This window comes from Thiosulfatihalobacter marinus (genome assembly GCF_016019955.1).
Classification (GTDB): domain Bacteria; phylum Pseudomonadota; class Alphaproteobacteria; order Rhodobacterales; family Rhodobacteraceae; genus Shimia; species Shimia marinus_A.
Genome location: NZ_JAECRZ010000009.1, coordinates 106,838 through 123,905, shown reverse-complemented (window position 1 = coordinate 123,905; position 17,068 = coordinate 106,838). Strand labels below are relative to the sequence as shown.

Sequence of the window (17,068 nt, the reverse complement as noted above, 5' to 3'; positions counted from 1 at the left end):
GCAATTCTTAGAGTCACGATTTCAGAACGCGTTAAGCCCGGTCAGGTTGCGCCCGATGACCAGTTTTTGGATTTCGGTGGTGCCATCGGGAATCGGCATGACCTTTGCATTGCGGAAGTGCCGTTCAACGTCGAACTCTTTGGTGATGCCGTTGCCGCCGTGGATCTGCACCGCTTTGCCGGCGATTTCGACGGCCATTTCGGTTGCATACCATTTCGCCATCGAGGTCTGGGTGTCACAGCGCACGCCCAGGTCCAGAAGTTGCAGCCCGCGCTGGCACAACAGGCGCGCGGCATCCAGGTGCGTGGCCATGTCGGCCAGGTAGCCTTGAATCAACTGGTGCCCGCCAATCGGCTTGCCATGCTGCTCGCGTTCCTGGGCATATTTGACCGCACATTCCAATGCCGCCTGACCAATGCCGATGCTGGTCAGGCCAACAAACACACGCGCGCTCTCAAACAGTTTCAACGTCTGGAACAGGCCGCCGCCTGCATTACCCAGAACATGCTCGGCGGTGGTTTCCGCCCGGTCGAAAAACAATTCACAGGTCGATGCACCGACAAGTCCCATCTTGCGCAATTCGCGGCTCTCATAGTTGCCGGTGTCGCGGTCGACGATGACCATGGAAATACCGTCGTCCAGATTGCAGACAACGATGGCGAAATCCGACTGGGCCCCATTGGAAATCCAGAGCTTCTGGCCAGTGACGAAAATCTTATCGCCCTCTCGGTCCGCACGTGTCTTGACCTCGCGTACGTTCGAACCGACCTCTGGTTCGGAAATACAGGTGGCACAGATCCGTTCGCTGCGCAGGAGCGGCTTCAGATAGGCCTCTTTCTGCGCCACATTTCCCAAGAGGTTGACCGCGAACACGGCATGACCCTGAATCAGCACCGCGATTGCCAGATCGGCCCATATCCGGGCCAGTTCCTCGTATAGGATGCCATAGGTCATGCGGTCGATTCCGGCACCGCCTTCCTCTTCGGGGATCAGGCCGCTGATCAGCCCGAATTCCTCGACCTTGGCGAACAGGGACTTCAGGGTTTTCGCATCGGGGGGGTGGCCGAGGTTCTCGTATTTCTCGGCCAGCGGCGCGAACTCTGCCTCGGCCATCTTGCGGAAGTTTTCCAGCAACATGCGTTGCTCATCTGTATAGATTGCCTGAGCGGCGGCGATCACGTTTTCCATGGTTCGTCTCCTTGTTTCAACGGCCCAGAATGATGACGCAGGCGGCCGCTTCTTCTACCCCGTGCAACCCCCCGCCGTTTTCGGCGATGGCATTCTTTGCCCCTTCGACCTGGCGCGCGCCAGCTTCGCCGCGCAGTTGCGTGACCAGTTCGAAAACCTGCCCTATCCCTGTGGCACCGACCGGGTGGCCCTTGGATTCCAACCCGCCCGAGGGGTTCACCGGAATGCGTCCGCCGATCTTTGTCTCGCCGCGCAGACTGGCGGGACCGCCCTCGCCGAATTCGACAAATCCGAGGTTCTCGATCTGGATCACTTCGCCCACGGCCGTGGCGTCATGCACTTCGGCCACCGATATATCCTCGGGGCCGATCCCGGCCTGTTCATAGGCCTCAAGCGCGGCAAGCCGGGTCAGGTGGTTCTTGTAATCTTCCGGCGGACGATCGGTGCCCGAGCGCAGGATCGCGGCCTTGACCTTGATCGCGCGCGCGGGATCTAGGCCCAGACGTTTTATCCCCTCGCCGGTGCATAAAACGGCCGCAGCGGCCCCGTCCGAGATCGGGGCGCACATCGGCAGGGTCAGCGGATAGGTGATCGGCGGCGCGGCCAATACCTGATCGACGCTCATGGCTTCTCGGTATTGCGCCAGTGGATTATGCACGGAATGCGCATGGTTCTTGGCGGCGACGGCGGCGAACTGTTCCTGAGTTGTGCCAAAGGTCTTCATGTGCAGCCGGGCGAAGCCTGCGTAGACATCCATGAACACGCTGTAGGGCTTGGGCGATTTCGATCCTTCGGGTTCCTCGACCCCTGCACCCAGATCGGCCAGCCGTTGCGCGACCTCTTCGCTGTTGCTGACGTCCCAGCCGCTGTCGAAGGCCGAAAACATCAACGCACGGTCGTCAGAATACATCTTTTCGGCGCCCACGGCGAGACAGCAGTCGCCATTGCCGGCCTTGAGGAAATCGACTGCCAGTTTGAACCCGGTCGAGGCGCTGGCGCAGGCGTTTTCGACATTCACCACCGGAATGCCCTGAATGCCCATTTCACGCAGCGCGATTTCGCCGCGGATCATGTGCTGGCCCTCCATGTGGCCCTGCACCGCGTTCGAGAAGAATGCGCCGTCGATACGATCTGCCGTCACTCGGGCATCGGAAAGCGCGGCGGCGACGGCCTCGCCGGTCATGTCCTTGATGGTTTTGTCCCGGAACTTTCCGAACGGCGTCATCCCGACGCCAACGATGTAAATGTCCTGCATCGTTTGTCCTCCTGACCTAGTATCCGCGAAACTGCGGTTTTCGTTTTTCATTGAACGCCGACAGACCCTCGTGCATGTCCCAGGATCGCATGTGCGCGCGCAGGTTCAGCATCTCTTCGGAAAGCGCGGCGGTTTCGTCCACGTCCAGCGACCGATTGGCAACCGTCTTCATGCGGCGTAAGACCGCCGGGCTTTTTTCTGCCAGCCTGTCGGTAAAGGCCTGCACCGCTTGTCGCAGGTCTTCGTCCGCGACGACCTTGTTCACCAGTCCCCAGTCCATCATGTCCCGTGCCGAAACGTTCTCGCCCGAGAACAGCAGGTATTTCGCGCGGTTCAGGCCAATCCTACGCGGCAGGATCGCCGCACCGCCGGCCCCGGGAAAGACGCCAAAGTTGGAATGTGCGTCGCCCAGTTGCGCGCTTTCGGCGGCAAAGACCAGATCGCAGGCCATCACCATTTCCAAACCGCCCGCCATCGCCAGCCCGTTCACTGCGGCGATCACCGGTTTCGGGCCATGTCGCATCAGCCCAAACGTGTGATCGACAAGATCCAGAAGATCCGGCTCGCCTGGTGCATGTTTGGCGCCAGCAACTTCTTTCAGATCGGCACCGGCGCAGAATGCCCGGCCAGAGCCGGTCAGGACAATTGTACGCACCCCATCGTCGGCCAGCGCCGATTCCAGTGCTGCCGCCATCTCGCGCAGCATCTGCGTTGACATTGCGTTGAGCTGTTCGGTGCGCTGGAAGGTAATCCATTCAGTTTTTTCGACCCGCTCAACGAATAGCGTCTGCTTTGCTTCACTCATGCTAAGCTCCTGATAATTATACATATTATTGGTTTTTCGCCTTGTCTTTTGCGGCGATTTGCGCTGCACTCGGGCGGACCCGCACGTGGAAAACAAAAGAGCTGGAGATTGATATGAGCACTACACCCCTGGCCGGCCTGAAAATTCTCAGCCTTGCCGAACAGTTTCCCGGTCCCTATGCCACAATGCTGTTGTCCGACATGGGAGCCGAGGTGATCATGATCGAACGACCGGGTGTCGGCGATCCGGCCCGGCAATTTCCGCCCTTGTTCCGGGCACTGAACCGAGGCAAGCGCAGCGTTGCGTTGGATCTGAAATCGGCCGAGGGGCTGGCACGGTTTCGCGAACTGGCCAAGGAATCGGATGTCATCGTCGAAGGGTTCCGCCCTGGCAAGCTTGCGGCCTTGGGTGCCGGTTTCGAGGACATGCGTCGTGTCAACTCGCGGCTGGTTTATGTATCGATTTCGGGTTACGGGCAGGACGGCCCCTATCGTGACAGGGCTGGCCATGACCTGAGCTATGAAGGGGTTGGCGGTTTGCTGGCCGATCAGGCCGATGCAAAGCAGCCCGGCCCTGTGCCGCCGATCCCCCTTGCGGATGTTGGCGCGGCGTTGTTCGCGGCGATCGCAATCCTGTCGGCGGTGGTGTCGAGCCAGCGCACAGGGCAGGGGCGTTACGTGGACGTGTCCATGTCGGATGCGGTGGTTTCGATGTTGACCGCATTCCTCGTTCCCGCCGCCAATGGAACACCGCTGGGCGAATTTATCGCCGAGCCGGGCTATGGCGTGTTCACCTGCAAAGACGGCAAGCTCTTGACCTTGTCCATCGCGCATGAGGACTGGTTCTGGAAACCGTTCTGCGATGTGATCAACAGGGCGGATCTTGCGCCGTTGACAGGCCGCGACCGTGTCGCCCGCAAGGCCGCGCTGCGCGAAGAAATCGCGGCGATTTTGGTCAACAAGACGCGCGCCGAATGGGGCGACCTTCTGGATAAGGCGGGGGTGCCATGGGGTCCGGTCAATTCCCTGGTCGAAACGTTGGACGACCCCCATGTGCGTGCGCGCCAGCTGCTGCGCAAGATTACGCATGACGGCGGCAAGGCCGAGACTTTTATTGTCCAGCCGTTGAAATTCGATGGTTTCGAAACCGCGATACCGGATCTGCCCCCCGAGCTCGGGGCAGATAATGACAGCGTTTTTTCGGACAGCTCCAACTAGAGGCGGCAGCCGTCCGATGGCGGCTCTAGCAGGCAAAAGAATACCCGCCATTCACCGGATAGGTTTGACCGGTGATCCAGCTGGCAGCATCCGAGCAGAGGAACAGGATCATTCCGGCGGGGTCTTCCGGCTCGCCCAGACGGCGGATCACGTACTGCGACAATGCCCGCTTCTCGGTCTCTGCATCCGGGATCAGGTCGGCGACAGCCGGAGTTCTTGTGCCCCCCAAGGCGACGCAATTCGCGGTGATCCCGAACCGGCCGCCGGCCTTTGCAATTGCCCGCATGAAGCCGGCCGCACCGGCCTTGGCCCCGGAATAAACCGCCAGATGCGGTTCACCGACACGGCCGGCGTCGGAAATGACGGTCACAATGCGCCCATAGCCACTGTTAACCATCAACGGCATGGCGTGACGGGTGCAGTTCAGCACCCCATCGAAATTGGTGGCCATCCAGCGGCGCCATTCGTCGGGATCGGATTCCCAAAAAGGGACCAGATCGTCGAGCCGCGATGTCGGCCCGGCGTTGCCCGCATTGTTGACCAGAATATCCACGCCGCCAAATGTGGTCTGCGTTTCGGCAAACGCCGCGCCAACCGCGTCGAAATCCGAGACGTCGAAGGCGAGTGGCAGAGCCTTTGCACCCGCTGCCTCCACTTCCGCGGCAACGCTTTCGGCCCGTTCGGCGTGAAAATCGTTGACAACGATGGCACCGGCTCCGTGTTCCGCCAGATAAAGCGCGGCTTGCCGACCAACGCCTTGCCCCGCTCCGGTTACAAATGCGGTACGACCTTTGATGGAAAGCAGGTTACTCATCTTCGTTCCTTTCTATCCCAGCCATCTCTTCCGGCGGCGATAGTGTTTGATATCTCGATAGCTTTTGCGCTCGCCCGATGCGGTGACGCCGAGATAGAATTCCTTGATGTCCTCGTTGTCAGCAAGCTTGTCGGCAGGGCCGTCCATCACGATCCGGCCGTTCTCCATCACATAGGCATAGTCGGCGATCGATAGCGCCGCGGCGCTGTTTTGTTCGACCAGGAAGAAGGTCGTGCCTTCTGACTTGAGCTGCTTGAGCACTTCATAAACATCCCGGATCATCATCGGGGCCAATCCCAACGACGGTTCGTCGATCGCGATGATCTTGGGGCTGGCCATCATGGCCCGGCCGATCAGCAGCAGTTGTTGTTCGCCACCAGACATGAAGCCAGAGGTGCGGTTGCGCAGGTCCGCAAGCCGGGGCATCAAGGTGTAAACATGGTCCAGGCGCTTTTTCAGCTCGGCGGAGTTGGGCACCATGTGCCCGCCGACGATCAGGTTTTGCTCTGACGTCAGATGCCGCAAAACGCGCCGCCCTTCCATCACATGGATGAGACCGTTCTTCACGACTTCCGAGGCTTCCATGTTCTGAATGGGAGTTCCGTCCAGAACGATGGACCCCGCCGAAACGGTTCCATCCTCGGATTTGAGCGTTCCCGAGATGGCTTTAAGCGTCGTGCTTTTTCCTGCGCCATTGCCACCGAGCAGAGCAACACATTGTCCCGCACGGACTGTCATGGACACGCCTTTGAGCGCCAGGATGACGTCGGAATATGTCACCTCTACGTTGTTGAGTTCCAGCATGGTCATATTGCCCGGGGCTAAGGATCAGAACGGGCGCCGCGACTGCGGCGCCCGGATTAATTCACCATTTCTCAACTTGCGGAACGTCGACACCCGTTGCCGCGATGGTGATTTTCCCATCTTTGACGGTGCCCACATTCACTTTGAGGCCTTCCAATGGGAACGGTGCTTCTGGCGTAAAGGACAAGGTCGGCAGGAACCCATGGGTTTCTTCGGTGGTGATCGGTTTGGCAAAAAGCGCCTCACGTACCATCTCTCCGGTCAGGCCCTCGGCGCCGTTCGCCTCGATCGCGTGATCGATCACGGTCACGGTATAGAGACCCTGAGATACGCCCATTGCGGTCACGACGTTCCAAGGTGCTTCGAGTCCGTAATCGGCAACCAATGTCTCGTAGAATTGTCGCGCGGGAGTGTCCTCATCGGCCGCAATCGCCATGCCGTAGGCTTCAAAGTCCCCCTCCATTTGCTCAAGCCCGCCAAGCGCGCCACCCGAGGCTGGAAGCCCGTTATGCGAACTCATCATGATCGGGATGTTCGCCCCGTTGGCCTGCAGCCCACGTTTCGCGGCAACCACGATAGAGGTGTTAGTTTGGATTACCAGCGCCTCGGCCCCGGCTCGTACAACGCGGCGCATTTGCCCCGTCAGATCGGTGGGTTGAACTTCGGTATAGATGACCTCGACGAGGTCGATCTCCTCGGGGTGCTCTTCGGCATAGAGTTCAAGGCCCTTTGCCATGTCGACATAGGCAGGCGATGCTTCGGAGGCGAGGATCGCAACCTTGAGCGGTTCGTCTCCTCCGCGCTGTTCACGCATCCAGTTCAGAAAGCCGACACTTTCGTGCGAATAGGTCGGGCGTGGGTTGAAAATCCAGGCATCCGGTTGCCAGGCAAAACCGTAGGCCGCTGTGGCCATGAACATCGGGATTTTGTCTTCCGGCAGGCGTTCGGAAAGGGCCGCGACGTCAGGCCCGCCGAGGCCGACAACCGCAATCGGGTCCAGTTCCGATTTGATCCCGGGCCAGAGACTTGCCACCTGTGCCGCGTCATAGCGGGTTTCGTAGTTTTTGTAGTTCAGCGTGACGCCAAGTTCCTTGCCGCGGGTTTCATTCCACCAGGTGAACACAGCTTCGCGTCCGCCTGCCAGGATGGGCATGATGTCAGCATAAGGGCCGGAAAAGTCCGACAGCAGGGCGAGATTATAGGTCTCTTCGGCCTGCGCCTTCAAAGGCATGGTCGCCGCGGCCGCCAAGGCAGCCGCTGCCAGTAAGCCGCGAAGACCTCGATTCGATTGGTAAGTCATATTCTTCCTCCCAGGTTTAGAGCCGCTCTATTTCTCAGTAAGGAAACGGCCAGATACGGTATGACGACTTCAGGATGTTCCAGCGGTGCATCAGCCCCTTGGGTTCGAGGATCATAAACAATGCGATCACGCCGCCAAGAACGACATTCATGCCAGCGAACACGATGTCACCGCCAAGGAATGATACCGAGTCGGCGATATTGGGGCCGACCGTCGCGATAATTTCCTGGATGATGCGGATAATGAAGACGCCGATCAGGGCCCCCACGATTGAACCCATCCCGCCGACGATGATCATCGCGACGAAGAAGATCGAGTGAAACAGGGTGAACTGGTCTACCCCCACGAAGCGGATCAGATAGGCCCAAAGCGCCCCGCCGACGCCCGCATAGAAAGCGCCGATCAGGAAGGCATTTGCCTTTGTGGCCGCGACATTGATCCCCATTATACCCGCGGCCACGTCATCATCCCTGACCGCCACGAAGGCACGGCCGAAGCGTGACCGAACGATCCCGAACGCGCCCGCCACCATGATCGCGGTCACGGCGAAATTCAGATAGAACTGCGAAGATTCGCTGACAAATCGCAGCCCGAAAAGCTCGGCCGGGGGCACGGTGATACCGTTCGACCCACCCAGCCAGGTTGACGGCAGGTTCAATACGGCAAAGTGGAACAGGAACTGAGCTGCAATCGTGGTCAGTGCCAGATAGAACCCCTTGATCCGCGCCGCGGTCAAGCCAAAGAGAAAGCCGAACAGCGCAGCCGAGAGCCCGGCCAGAGGAATGGTCAGCAGAAACGTAAGGCCGGTCTTCGAGGCCAGTATCGAGGCCGTATAGGCGCCGACCCCCATGAACGCCGCCTGACCCAGGTTGATCTGGCCCGCATAGCCGGTGCAGATCTGAAGCCCGACGGCGATGACGGCGCTGATCATCATCATATTCAGGATAGCGATGATACGGCTGCTCACCAGGTAAGGCGCCAACAGCAGTAGAGCCATGAATACGACGAGGGCCAGAAACTGCCAGCGCGTTCGGATCAAACGTCTGTCACTGCGATAGCTTGTCGGGAATACGCCAGAAGGATCCATGGATTACACCCGTTCGATTGTGCGCCAGCCGAACAGGCCGGTCGGCCGGATCAGCAGAATGGCAAGCATTATGATATATGGAACGACACTGCCGAGCGAGCCACCGATCAACGGATCAAGGTAGTTGGTGGTCAAGCTCTGCGCGATGCCGATGATTATTCCTGCCAAGATAAGCCCGCCGATGGATTCCAGCCCGGCAAAGAGCGCCACCGGCAGGGCCGCGAACCCGATATCCGAGGCCAGGAAGGTCAGCGATTTGCCGCTGAGAAAGATCATCGCACCAATTGTGGACAGGATTGCCCCGAGAACCCAGGCAACGGCAATCGAGCCTTTCACCGAAATGCCCATCGAGGAAGCTACGACGTGGTCCTCCGCCACAGCGGTCATACGGAGGCCGGACCGGGTCCGGTTGAAGAACCACGACAGGCCGACGGCCGCGACAATGGTGATGATCCCACCTATCAGGAGGTTCATCGGGATCAACATATCGCCGAGGAACAAGGGTTTCAGCGGAAAAATGATCGGGAAGGGTCTTACCGCGGGACCGAACACAAGCAGCACCAAACCGCGCAGCAGGATCAAAAGGCCGACGGTGACCATGACCATCGAGAAAACCGATTCACCGATCAGCTTTGTCAGGAAAATCCGTTCGATTGCGTACCCGACCAGCCCGGCCAGAACCAGCGAAAGGGGTATCGACAACCAAAGGCTAAGCCCCGCTTGCATCGTTGTGAACCAGACGATGAACCCGCCGATGATCACAAGCTCGCCCTGCGCGAAGTTGAACACCTTGCTGGCGCGGTAAATCACAACAAAGCCCATGGCCACCAGCGAATACAGAAGGCCGATCAAAGCCCCGGTAATGATGTCATTGATGAAATAGACCATTGTCGCCGACCTCCTTTAAGATTTGGACTGCCGCTTGGCAGCCTTCGATGCGTTTTCAACATCCGACACGCGAACCGTGGTCTTGAGAACGCCTTGACGGCCGTCCTGATAGGTCACAGCGATTTCGAGATCTGTCTCGTCATCGCCAGCATAGATCGCCTCGACGAGCTTGGCATACCGTTCCTCCAGAAAGGCCCGGCGAAGCTTTCGGCTGCGGGTCAACTCGCCTTCATCCGGGTCGAGTTCCTTGGGAAAATTCGCAAAACGTGCCACGCGCGAGCCTTCGGGCAGGAGCGCATTGATGCGCGCCACTTCGCCTTTGATAAGGTCCAGAACTTCGGGTTTCTGCGAGAGATCGGTGTAGGTCGAAAAGCTGATCTTGTTCTCTTCCGCCCAACGCCCGAGAACTTCCATATCGATATTGATAAGCGCGCTGACGAAGCTCCGGGTTTCGTCGCCCAAGGTCATGAGATCCTTGATGAAGGGGCTATACCGCAACCGCGTTTCGATGAATTGCGGCGGATAGCTGTGCCCATTTGCCAGGCGGCGCATATCCTTGACACGGTCAAAGAACAAAAGCTCGCCGTCGTCGGTCATCGACACCGCGTCACCGGTCTTGTACCAACCGTCTTCGGTCAATTCCTCTGCGGTCTTTTCGGGCTTGCCGTGATAGCCACCGAAGCCCGATCCGCCACGCACCTGAAGCTCCCCTTCGTCCGAGACCCTGTATTCCAGCGGTTCGCCGTAGTTCGTGTTGCTTTGCATCCAGCTGCCGCTGGTTTCCAGCTGATAGCTTTCGCCGACATGCGCGGTCAGAAGGCCGATTTCGGTCGCGCCATACACGTTGCGCAGCTTAACCCCCATCGCGTGGAACATACGAAAGACGTCAGGTGCCATCAGGGCGCCGCCGCTCATTGCGTTTTTGGCCTTACCAAGGCCAAGATTGTCGCGCAGGTGATGCAGCACCAGAGCTTCGGCAAAGGGAAGCTGCAGGCGTGCGGCAAGGCTGGGGCTACGCCCCTCCAGCCGTTCCACATAAACGTCGTGGCCGACCTTCATGCCCCAGTTGTACATCGCATTGCGGATTTTGCCCGCCCCCAGCATCCGGGCCTGAACGATGGAGGCGAGATTTTCCCACTGGCGCGGGCTGAACACCAGTGCGTCGACCGCCAGTTCGCGAATGTTGGTCAGTACGTCTTCAGGGCCTTCGGGGAAATTGACGACCATGGGCGCGATCAAACCGATCGACAGGCCGAAAATCTGTTCCGTGACCCAGGCCGGCGAAATGTAGGTCAGGTATTCGGTGCCCGGCGCGATTTCGATTGCCCCCATCACCCGCGAGCAATTGTCGAACAGGTAGCGATGGCTGATGACAACGCCCTTGGGTTTTCCCGTGGTACCCGAGGTATAGGACAGCAAGGCGGTATCGTCCGCCCGTCCACGTTTTACGTGTTCTTCAAATCTGGCGGGTTCCTTGGCGTGGATCTGACGCCCTGCCGCGCTCACACTTTCAAACGAATGCAACAGGGGATGATCATAGCCCCACAGACCGGAATCGTCCCAGTAAACGACCGCCAGGGCGCCCGAGTACTTGCCCGCAATCTCGATGCATTTATCGACCTGCTCCTGATCCTGCGCCAGAAAAATCCGCGTTTGCGAGTCTTCGGCCAGATACAGAATCTCTTCAGCGTTTTGATCCGGATAGACAGACAGGACTTTGCCGCCTAACGACTGGACGGCGTATTCAGCCCAGAAATGTTCGGGTTCGTTTTCGCCAATCATCATGACGGATTCGCCAGCCGACAAGCCCAGGTTCTCCAACCCGAGAGCCAGGGCGCGAACCCTGTCAAGAACATCGGCCCAGGTGAATTCACGCCAGATGCCCAGGCGCTTGTGCCGTTCGGCGAGGTTGGTCGGTGTGGATGTCGCTCGCGCGAGCAAAACCTGCGGCAGGGTTTCGCTATGTGTCACTGCTGGGTCCGAAAAGACCATTGCTGTCCGTTGTTTGACCATGCCGCTACCCCAGATATGCCTTTATGACAGCCGGGTCCTTCTGGATTTCTTCCGGGGTGCCTTCGGCGATGACCCGCCCGAAATCCAGCACCACGATCCGGTCGGCAAGGTCCATCACGACGCCCATGTCGTGCTCCACCAGAACTACCGGAATCTTGCGCGCCTCGCGCACATCGAGAATGAAGCGCGCCAGGTCTTCTTTTTCCTCCGAGTTCATGCCGGCCATCGGTTCATCCATCAGCAGGATCGACGGTTCCTGCGCCAATGCACGGCCCAGATCGACACGCTTGCGCAACCCATACCCCAACGTGCCCACGGGCCGGTTGCGGATTGCCTCGATCTCGAGAAAATCGATGATCTCCTCTGCGGCTTCACGATGTTCCGATTCCTCGCGCATCACGGGACCGAACTGGAAAAAGGCCTGGACTACATTCGATTTCATCAGCATGTGGCGGCCGATCATAATGTTTTCCACCACCGTCTGCCCGGCAAAAAGATGGGTGCCCTGAAACGTCCGCGCCAGACCGCGCCGGGCGATCTGGTCAACACGCAGGCCGGTCACGTCCTGCCCGGACAATTCGACACGGCCCTTCTGCGGACGGTAGAAGCCCGCAGTCACGTTCAGAAGTGATGTTTTTCCGGCTCCGTTCGGTCCGATAATTGCAAGCAATTCATCGTCGGCCACAGAAATGCTCACATCGTCGAGCGCGGTCACACCGCCAAATTTCAAAGTTGCACCACGCACCGCAAGCGGTGAGGATACGTGCCCGTTATTCGTGGTCATGTTGCGGCCCGTGCTTTTGCCCCACACCTCATGGAGGCGCGCATAGCCTGACCGCACGGTTTTTCGTTGGTTACGAGTTTTCCTCGCATTGTTCCTCCTCCCACCTCTAAATTCAGAGGTTTGCCTGGTTTATTTACCAAGTTTCTCCGCCATTCCTAACAGATGTTAGAAAATTTGGTCAACAATTGAATTCGCTACCGAAGAAAAACGATCAGACAGCCGCGTACTCTGCGGAAAAGCTTCGAAGACCGTTTTGATCCTGACACCAGACTGTCCCGGAGGTGCCGGTCTCTTCATTGTGCAGTTGCAATTCGCAGGGCAGGGTGAGTGGCGCGAGTCCGCGAAAAGAAAACCGGTGAGGCGATGTTTTCAACGCATCCGCCGCCAGATTCAGAAGTAGCGTGGCTTGCAAGGGGCCATGGACAACAAGCCCGGAATAGGCTTCGGTTTCGGTGGCGTAGATGTGGTCATAGTGAATGCGATGGGCATTGAACGTCAGCGCCGAATAGCTAAACAGCAGAACAGGATCCGGTGTCAGGGTCGATCTGAGCGTGGTGGGGTCACCCGCGTCAGGTGCGCTCTCGCCCGTGCGGGGGGCGGAAATCTCACGATAAACGATCGTTTGCTGCTCCCGGATACAAAGCCGGTTGCCACTCAGATACTCATGTTCGACGGTCACAAAGACCAATGGTCCACTACGGCCCTGCTTGGCCACAATATCCCTGATCGAAGAGCGTCGGGTGATGGTTTCGCCGATTTTCAGCGGCGCGATATGCGTAACATCGCCGCCAGCCCACATGCGGGCGGGCAGCGGAACAGGGGGCAGAAATCCACCCCTCGCGGCATGGCCGTCTTCTGACAGGGCGGTCGCTGGCACGGTATCAAGGGCAAGGCACCAATGAATTCCCAGCGGGACATCGCCCGCTCCATCCCAAAGATGCGGACCGAGCGTGGCGCGGAATTTGTCGATCAGCCCGTGCGTCAGAACATCTTCCTTAGTCTCGGTGCGTCCCAGCCAGGGCGCCAGCGCGTCAAGGTCGATCTCACCCATAATCCTAGCCTTCAGAACGATCTTGGCATGCCGAGGATATGTTCTCCGACATATGACAGGATCAGGTTGGTCGAGATCGGGGCGACCTGATAGAGGCGCGCCTCGCGGAACTTGCGCTCGACATCGTATTCCCGTGCGAAACCGAAGCCGCCATGGGTCTGAATGCAGGCATTGGCCGCTTCCCAGCTGGCCTCCGAAGCCAGCAGCTTAGCCATATTCGCCTGTGCTCCGCAATCCAGCCCAGCATCGAACCGCCTGCAGGCTTCAAAGCGCATCAGATTGGCGGCCTCGATGTTCACATAAGACCTGGCGATAGGGAATTGCACGCCTTGGTTCTGGCCGATGGGACGGTCAAAGACCACGCGGTCACCGGCATAGGCGCGGGCTTTGTCGACGAACCAGTATCCATCACCGATACATTCCGCCGCAATCAGGGTCCGTTCGGCGTTCAACCCGTCAAGAATATGGTAAAACCCGCGCCCCTCGGTGCCGATCAGGTTCTCGGCGGGGATTTCCAGGTTGTCGAAAAACACTTCATTGGTTTCGTGGCCGGGCATATTGGCGATGGGGCGGACCTCCATCCCGTTGCCGATAGCCTCTTTCAGATCGACCATAAAGATCGACAGGCCCTGCGACTTTTTCTTGACCTCGCTCAGCGGCGTGGTGCGTGCCAGCAGGATCATCAGGTCGGAATGCTGGATACGGCTGATCCAGACCTTCTGGCCATTGATCTCATACCGGTCACCTTTCTTGACCGCGGTGGTCTTCAGTTTGGTGGTGTCGGTCCCGGTTGTCGGTTCGGTCACGGCCATGGATTGCAGGCGCAACGCGCCGCTGGCGATGCCGGGCAGGTATTTCTGCTTTTGCTCATCCGAACCATGCCGCAGCAGCGTGCCCATGTTATACATCTGCCCGTGGCAATGGCCCGCGTTTCCGCCGCAGCGGTTCACCTCCTCCATGATGATCGAGGCTTCGGTCAACCCCAGACCCGAGCCACCGTATTCCTCTGGGATCATCGCGGCAAGCCAGCCCTCGCGGGTCAGCGCATCGACGAATTCCTCGGGGTAGGTTTCGTCTTCGCCGAACTTGCGATGATACTCTGGCGGAAACTGCGCGCAAAGTGCGCGCAAGGCGTCGCGCAGATCGGTGTGAGTGTCTGGGGCTGACGTCTGCATCGGTTACTTCGCTCCCGGACCCGACGTTTCAAGAATTTCCTGCTCGGCACGCTGCCAAAGCTCATAGGAAATCGGGTTTTCGCTCTCTTCGAGGATATGACCGACCAGACCGATGGCGCGTGCCATGACGCCAAAGCCCCGCACGATCTTCCAGGGGAAGCCAAATTCACAGCAGATCGCTCCGATCGCCCCGGTGGCGTTGATCGGCAGCATCTTACCCGATTTTTCTTCGGCAACGGCCTGAATTTTCTGGATCAACTCGATGTATTCACCGGACTTGCCGTTCTCGGCAGCGATCTGGAACAGGCGAGGTGTGCGCGGATCGACCGGCTTGTGCACCGGATGGCCCAGCCCCGGCACGATCATCTTGCGGGCGCGGAATTTTTCCACCGTCTCGACGGCCAGCGCATCCAGATCGACACCGGTGCCCAACTTGTCCTGTGGCAGTGCCTCGTAAAGCATCTTCGAGGCACCCTCCATAGAACCGACAAAGACGGTGCCCAGCCCGCACAAGCCAGCCGCCACAGCCGCCTGAAGCGATTCCGGCGCCCCCATATAGGTCATCCGCGCCGCCAGGGCCGAGGGCGTGATACCATGTTCGACCAAGGTAATGACGATAGCGTTAAAGACGCGGCTTTCCTCGGGCGTGGCCTTGCGACCCGTCAACTGCAGAAACGCCAGATCGCCGAGGTTCATGTGGCCCAGGATCTCGTTGGGCAGATCGAGCCCACGCACGCTGATCTTGTCAGAGGTGCTCCAGGCAATGTCGGAGCTGATTTTTTCTTTGCGTTTTCCCATCAAACCGGATCCCACGAAAAGACATCCGCCGAAACTTCGAGCGGCGTGAACTGTGATTTGAGCGCGGGAATGGCGCGCTCGGCGATTTCATCGGCGGTCCAGCCATCATCGGAATGAACCGACCGCACCGGGCGGGGCTGGTTGAACAGGAAGATCTCGTTCTTGCGAACCGCAAAGATTTGTCCTGACACGTCAGCCGCGCGGTCGCTCATCAGGAAACAGGCCATCGGTGCAACCTTGGCCGGTGTCATCTCCTTGATCTTTTCGACCCGTGCCACCTGTTCCGGGGTGTCTGTCTTGATAGACGAGATCATCCGGCTCCAGGCGAAGGGCGCGATGCAGTTTGACCGCACGTTCCAGCGTTTCAGGTCGAGCGCTACCGATTTCGAGAAGGCCGCGATGCCCAGCTTTGCCGCCGAATAATTCGCCTGCGCCAGATTGCCGATCAGCCCCGAGGTCGAGGTCATGTGCACCAGAGCACCGCCCTCTTGCTCGCGGAAATAATCGGCCGCCGCGCGGCTGGTGTTGAAGGCGCCATAGAGATGGACCTTCACCACCGCGTCGAAATCCTCGTAGGTCATTTTGTGGAAGAACCCGTCGCGCAGGATGCCGGCGTTGTTCACCACCGCGTCGATGCGGCCGAATTCCTTGACACCCGCCTCGATCATCGCGCGCGCGGCGTCCGGATCGGTGACGTTGCCGCCATCGGCGATCGCATCGCCGCCCGCCGCCTTGATCTCTTCGACGACTTTCTGCGCCGCAGTTTCTGTCTGACCGGTGCCTTTCAGGGATGCGCCCAGATCATTGACCACCACGGCGGCGCCTTCTGCGGCTGCCATCAAGGCGATATCACGCCCGATCCCACCGCCGGCCCCGGTGACCAGAACGACCTTTCCGTCAAGTGCTTTTGTCATCTTCTTGCTCCCTCAGCGTGACTTGCGGTATTTGTCCAACCCGCCGGTGTGCATGACCCGGCCCATGAGCGGCACACCGATGATCTCTTCTGCTTTGACCGCCGCTGCGATCAGCTTGTCCAGATCAATGCCGGTTTCGATGCCGAGCTCGTGACACAGGAACACTGAATCCTCGGTGCAGACATTTCCTGCGGCGCGCGCGTGGCCGTGGCCCGCGAAAGGACAGCCGCCAAGACCGGCGACGGAGCTTTCGAACATGTCCACGCCCATCGACAGGGCCGCATAAACGTTGGCGATCCCCAGCCCACGTGTGTCATGGATGTGCATACCGATGCGCGCCTCGGGCGCCAATTCGCGCAGGGCGCCGATCATCCGTTTGACCGCCTCGGGGTTTCCCCAACCCATGGTGTCGGCGACCACGAGGATCGGCACGGGGATGTTCTCTTCTTCGCATAGCTGAAGGATAAAGCGGAAATCGTCCAAGATGCGTTCTTGGGGGATGGGGCCCTCGAGGTTGCAGCCGAAGGCGGTCATCACATAGGCCGCGTCGACGGTATATCCCTCTTCCTTGTAAAGACGGACCCAGTCACGTTGTTTTTCCCGCATCTCGGCCGAGGAACAATTGTTGTTCGATTGGGCGAATGCTTCGGAAGGATAGAACAGCAGACGCGGGTCGATATCGACCTCATGCGCGGTCAGGGCCTTGCGAAACCCTTTGTCGTTCAGCCACAGCGATGTGTAGTTCACGCCCGGTTTGCGCTTGATACGCTGGAACAACTCGCCGGTGTCCGCCATCTGAGGAACGTATTTCGGGCTGACAAAGCTGCCGACCTGAATGCGTTTCAAGCCGGTTTCGCTGAGCATGTCGATCAGTTCGATCCGCTCTTCGATCGGGTAAATCTTCTTTTCGATCTGAAAACCCTCACGCGGGCCTTCTTCACGAAATTCTACGAATTTGGGAAAGTCGCTCATTTC

General features: G+C 59.0%; 16 protein-coding genes. 1 reads left to right on the top strand and 15 read right to left on the bottom strand.

Annotation, left to right across the window (positions count from 1 at the left end):
- Positions 1-21 precede the first annotated feature (21 nt).
- From I3253_RS14130 to I3253_RS14120, 3 genes are read right to left on the bottom strand one after another with little or no spacing between them, the layout of a single operon-like run.
- On the bottom strand, positions 22-1,188 hold the full coding sequence (locus I3253_RS14130) for an acyl-CoA dehydrogenase family protein (RefSeq protein ID WP_136340189.1): 1,167 nt from the start codon (positions 1,186-1,188) through the stop codon (positions 22-24).
- Between the two features lie 16 nt (positions 1,189-1,204).
- Complete coding sequence (locus I3253_RS14125) at positions 1,205-2,443, bottom strand: thiolase family protein (RefSeq protein ID WP_152467122.1); 1,239 nt, start codon at positions 2,441-2,443, stop codon at positions 1,205-1,207.
- Between the two features lie 16 nt (positions 2,444-2,459).
- Positions 2,460-3,248 carry an enoyl-CoA hydratase/isomerase family protein gene (locus I3253_RS14120; protein WP_152467123.1) on the bottom strand — a complete coding sequence of 263 codons (789 nt, stop codon included), beginning with the start codon at positions 3,246-3,248 and terminating at the stop codon, positions 2,460-2,462.
- Between the two features lie 113 nt (positions 3,249-3,361).
- On the opposite strand from I3253_RS14120, the gene I3253_RS14115 reads away from it, so the two are divergent.
- Entirely contained in the window at positions 3,362-4,465 is a 1,104-nt protein-coding gene (locus I3253_RS14115) for a CaiB/BaiF CoA transferase family protein (protein WP_232237125.1), read from the top strand.
- A gap of 25 nt (positions 4,466-4,490) precedes the next feature.
- Here the strand turns inward: I3253_RS14115 and I3253_RS14110 are convergent, their stop codons facing one another.
- The 12 genes from I3253_RS14110 to I3253_RS14055 form a co-directional block, all read right to left on the bottom strand.
- A complete protein-coding gene (locus tag I3253_RS14110; protein ID WP_043753691.1) occupies positions 4,491-5,279 on the bottom strand; it encodes an SDR family NAD(P)-dependent oxidoreductase in 789 nt (262 codons plus the stop codon).
- A gap of 12 nt (positions 5,280-5,291) precedes the next feature.
- Entirely contained in the window at positions 5,292-6,083 is a 792-nt protein-coding gene (locus I3253_RS14105; protein WP_028288589.1) for an ABC transporter ATP-binding protein, read from the bottom strand.
- Between the two features lie 61 nt (positions 6,084-6,144).
- Positions 6,145-7,383, bottom strand: coding sequence for an ABC transporter substrate-binding protein (locus tag I3253_RS14100; RefSeq protein WP_051630972.1), 1,239 nt, complete (start codon positions 7,381-7,383; stop codon positions 6,145-6,147).
- A 34-nt stretch (positions 7,384-7,417) separates the two neighbouring features.
- A complete protein-coding gene (locus I3253_RS14095; protein WP_027264390.1) occupies positions 7,418-8,470 on the bottom strand; it encodes a branched-chain amino acid ABC transporter permease in 1,053 nt (350 codons plus the stop codon).
- A gap of 3 nt (positions 8,471-8,473) precedes the next feature.
- On the bottom strand, positions 8,474-9,358 hold the full coding sequence (locus tag I3253_RS14090; protein WP_028288586.1) for a branched-chain amino acid ABC transporter permease: 885 nt from the start codon (positions 9,356-9,358) through the stop codon (positions 8,474-8,476).
- 15 nt (positions 9,359-9,373) lie between these two features.
- Positions 9,374-11,329: an AMP-binding protein gene (locus tag I3253_RS14085; RefSeq protein ID WP_233145719.1), complete on the bottom strand. Its 1,956-nt coding sequence runs from the start codon at positions 11,327-11,329 to the stop codon at positions 9,374-9,376.
- Positions 11,330-11,375: 46 nt separating this feature from the next.
- Complete coding sequence (locus I3253_RS14080; protein WP_028288584.1) at positions 11,376-12,155, bottom strand: ABC transporter ATP-binding protein; 780 nt, start codon at positions 12,153-12,155, stop codon at positions 11,376-11,378.
- Positions 12,156-12,366: 211 nt separating this feature from the next.
- Entirely contained in the window at positions 12,367-13,206 is an 840-nt protein-coding gene (locus tag I3253_RS14075; RefSeq protein WP_152467124.1) for an FAS1-like dehydratase domain-containing protein, read from the bottom strand.
- Positions 13,207-13,217: 11 nt separating this feature from the next.
- Positions 13,218-14,381, bottom strand: coding sequence for an acyl-CoA dehydrogenase family protein (locus tag I3253_RS14070; protein WP_152467125.1), 1,164 nt, complete (start codon positions 14,379-14,381; stop codon positions 13,218-13,220).
- A 3-nt stretch (positions 14,382-14,384) separates the two neighbouring features.
- Positions 14,385-15,179 (bottom strand): citryl-CoA lyase, encoded by a 795-nt coding sequence (locus tag I3253_RS14065; protein WP_152467126.1) that lies wholly within the window; start codon positions 15,177-15,179, stop codon positions 14,385-14,387.
- Entirely contained in the window at positions 15,179-16,093 is a 915-nt protein-coding gene (locus I3253_RS14060; RefSeq protein WP_152467127.1) for an SDR family NAD(P)-dependent oxidoreductase, read from the bottom strand. The genes I3253_RS14065 and I3253_RS14060 overlap by 1 nt, the downstream gene beginning before the upstream one ends.
- 12 nt (positions 16,094-16,105) lie before the next feature.
- Positions 16,106-17,065: a hydroxymethylglutaryl-CoA lyase gene (locus tag I3253_RS14055; protein WP_152467128.1), complete on the bottom strand. Its 960-nt coding sequence runs from the start codon at positions 17,063-17,065 to the stop codon at positions 16,106-16,108.
- Positions 17,066-17,068 lie beyond the last annotated feature (3 nt).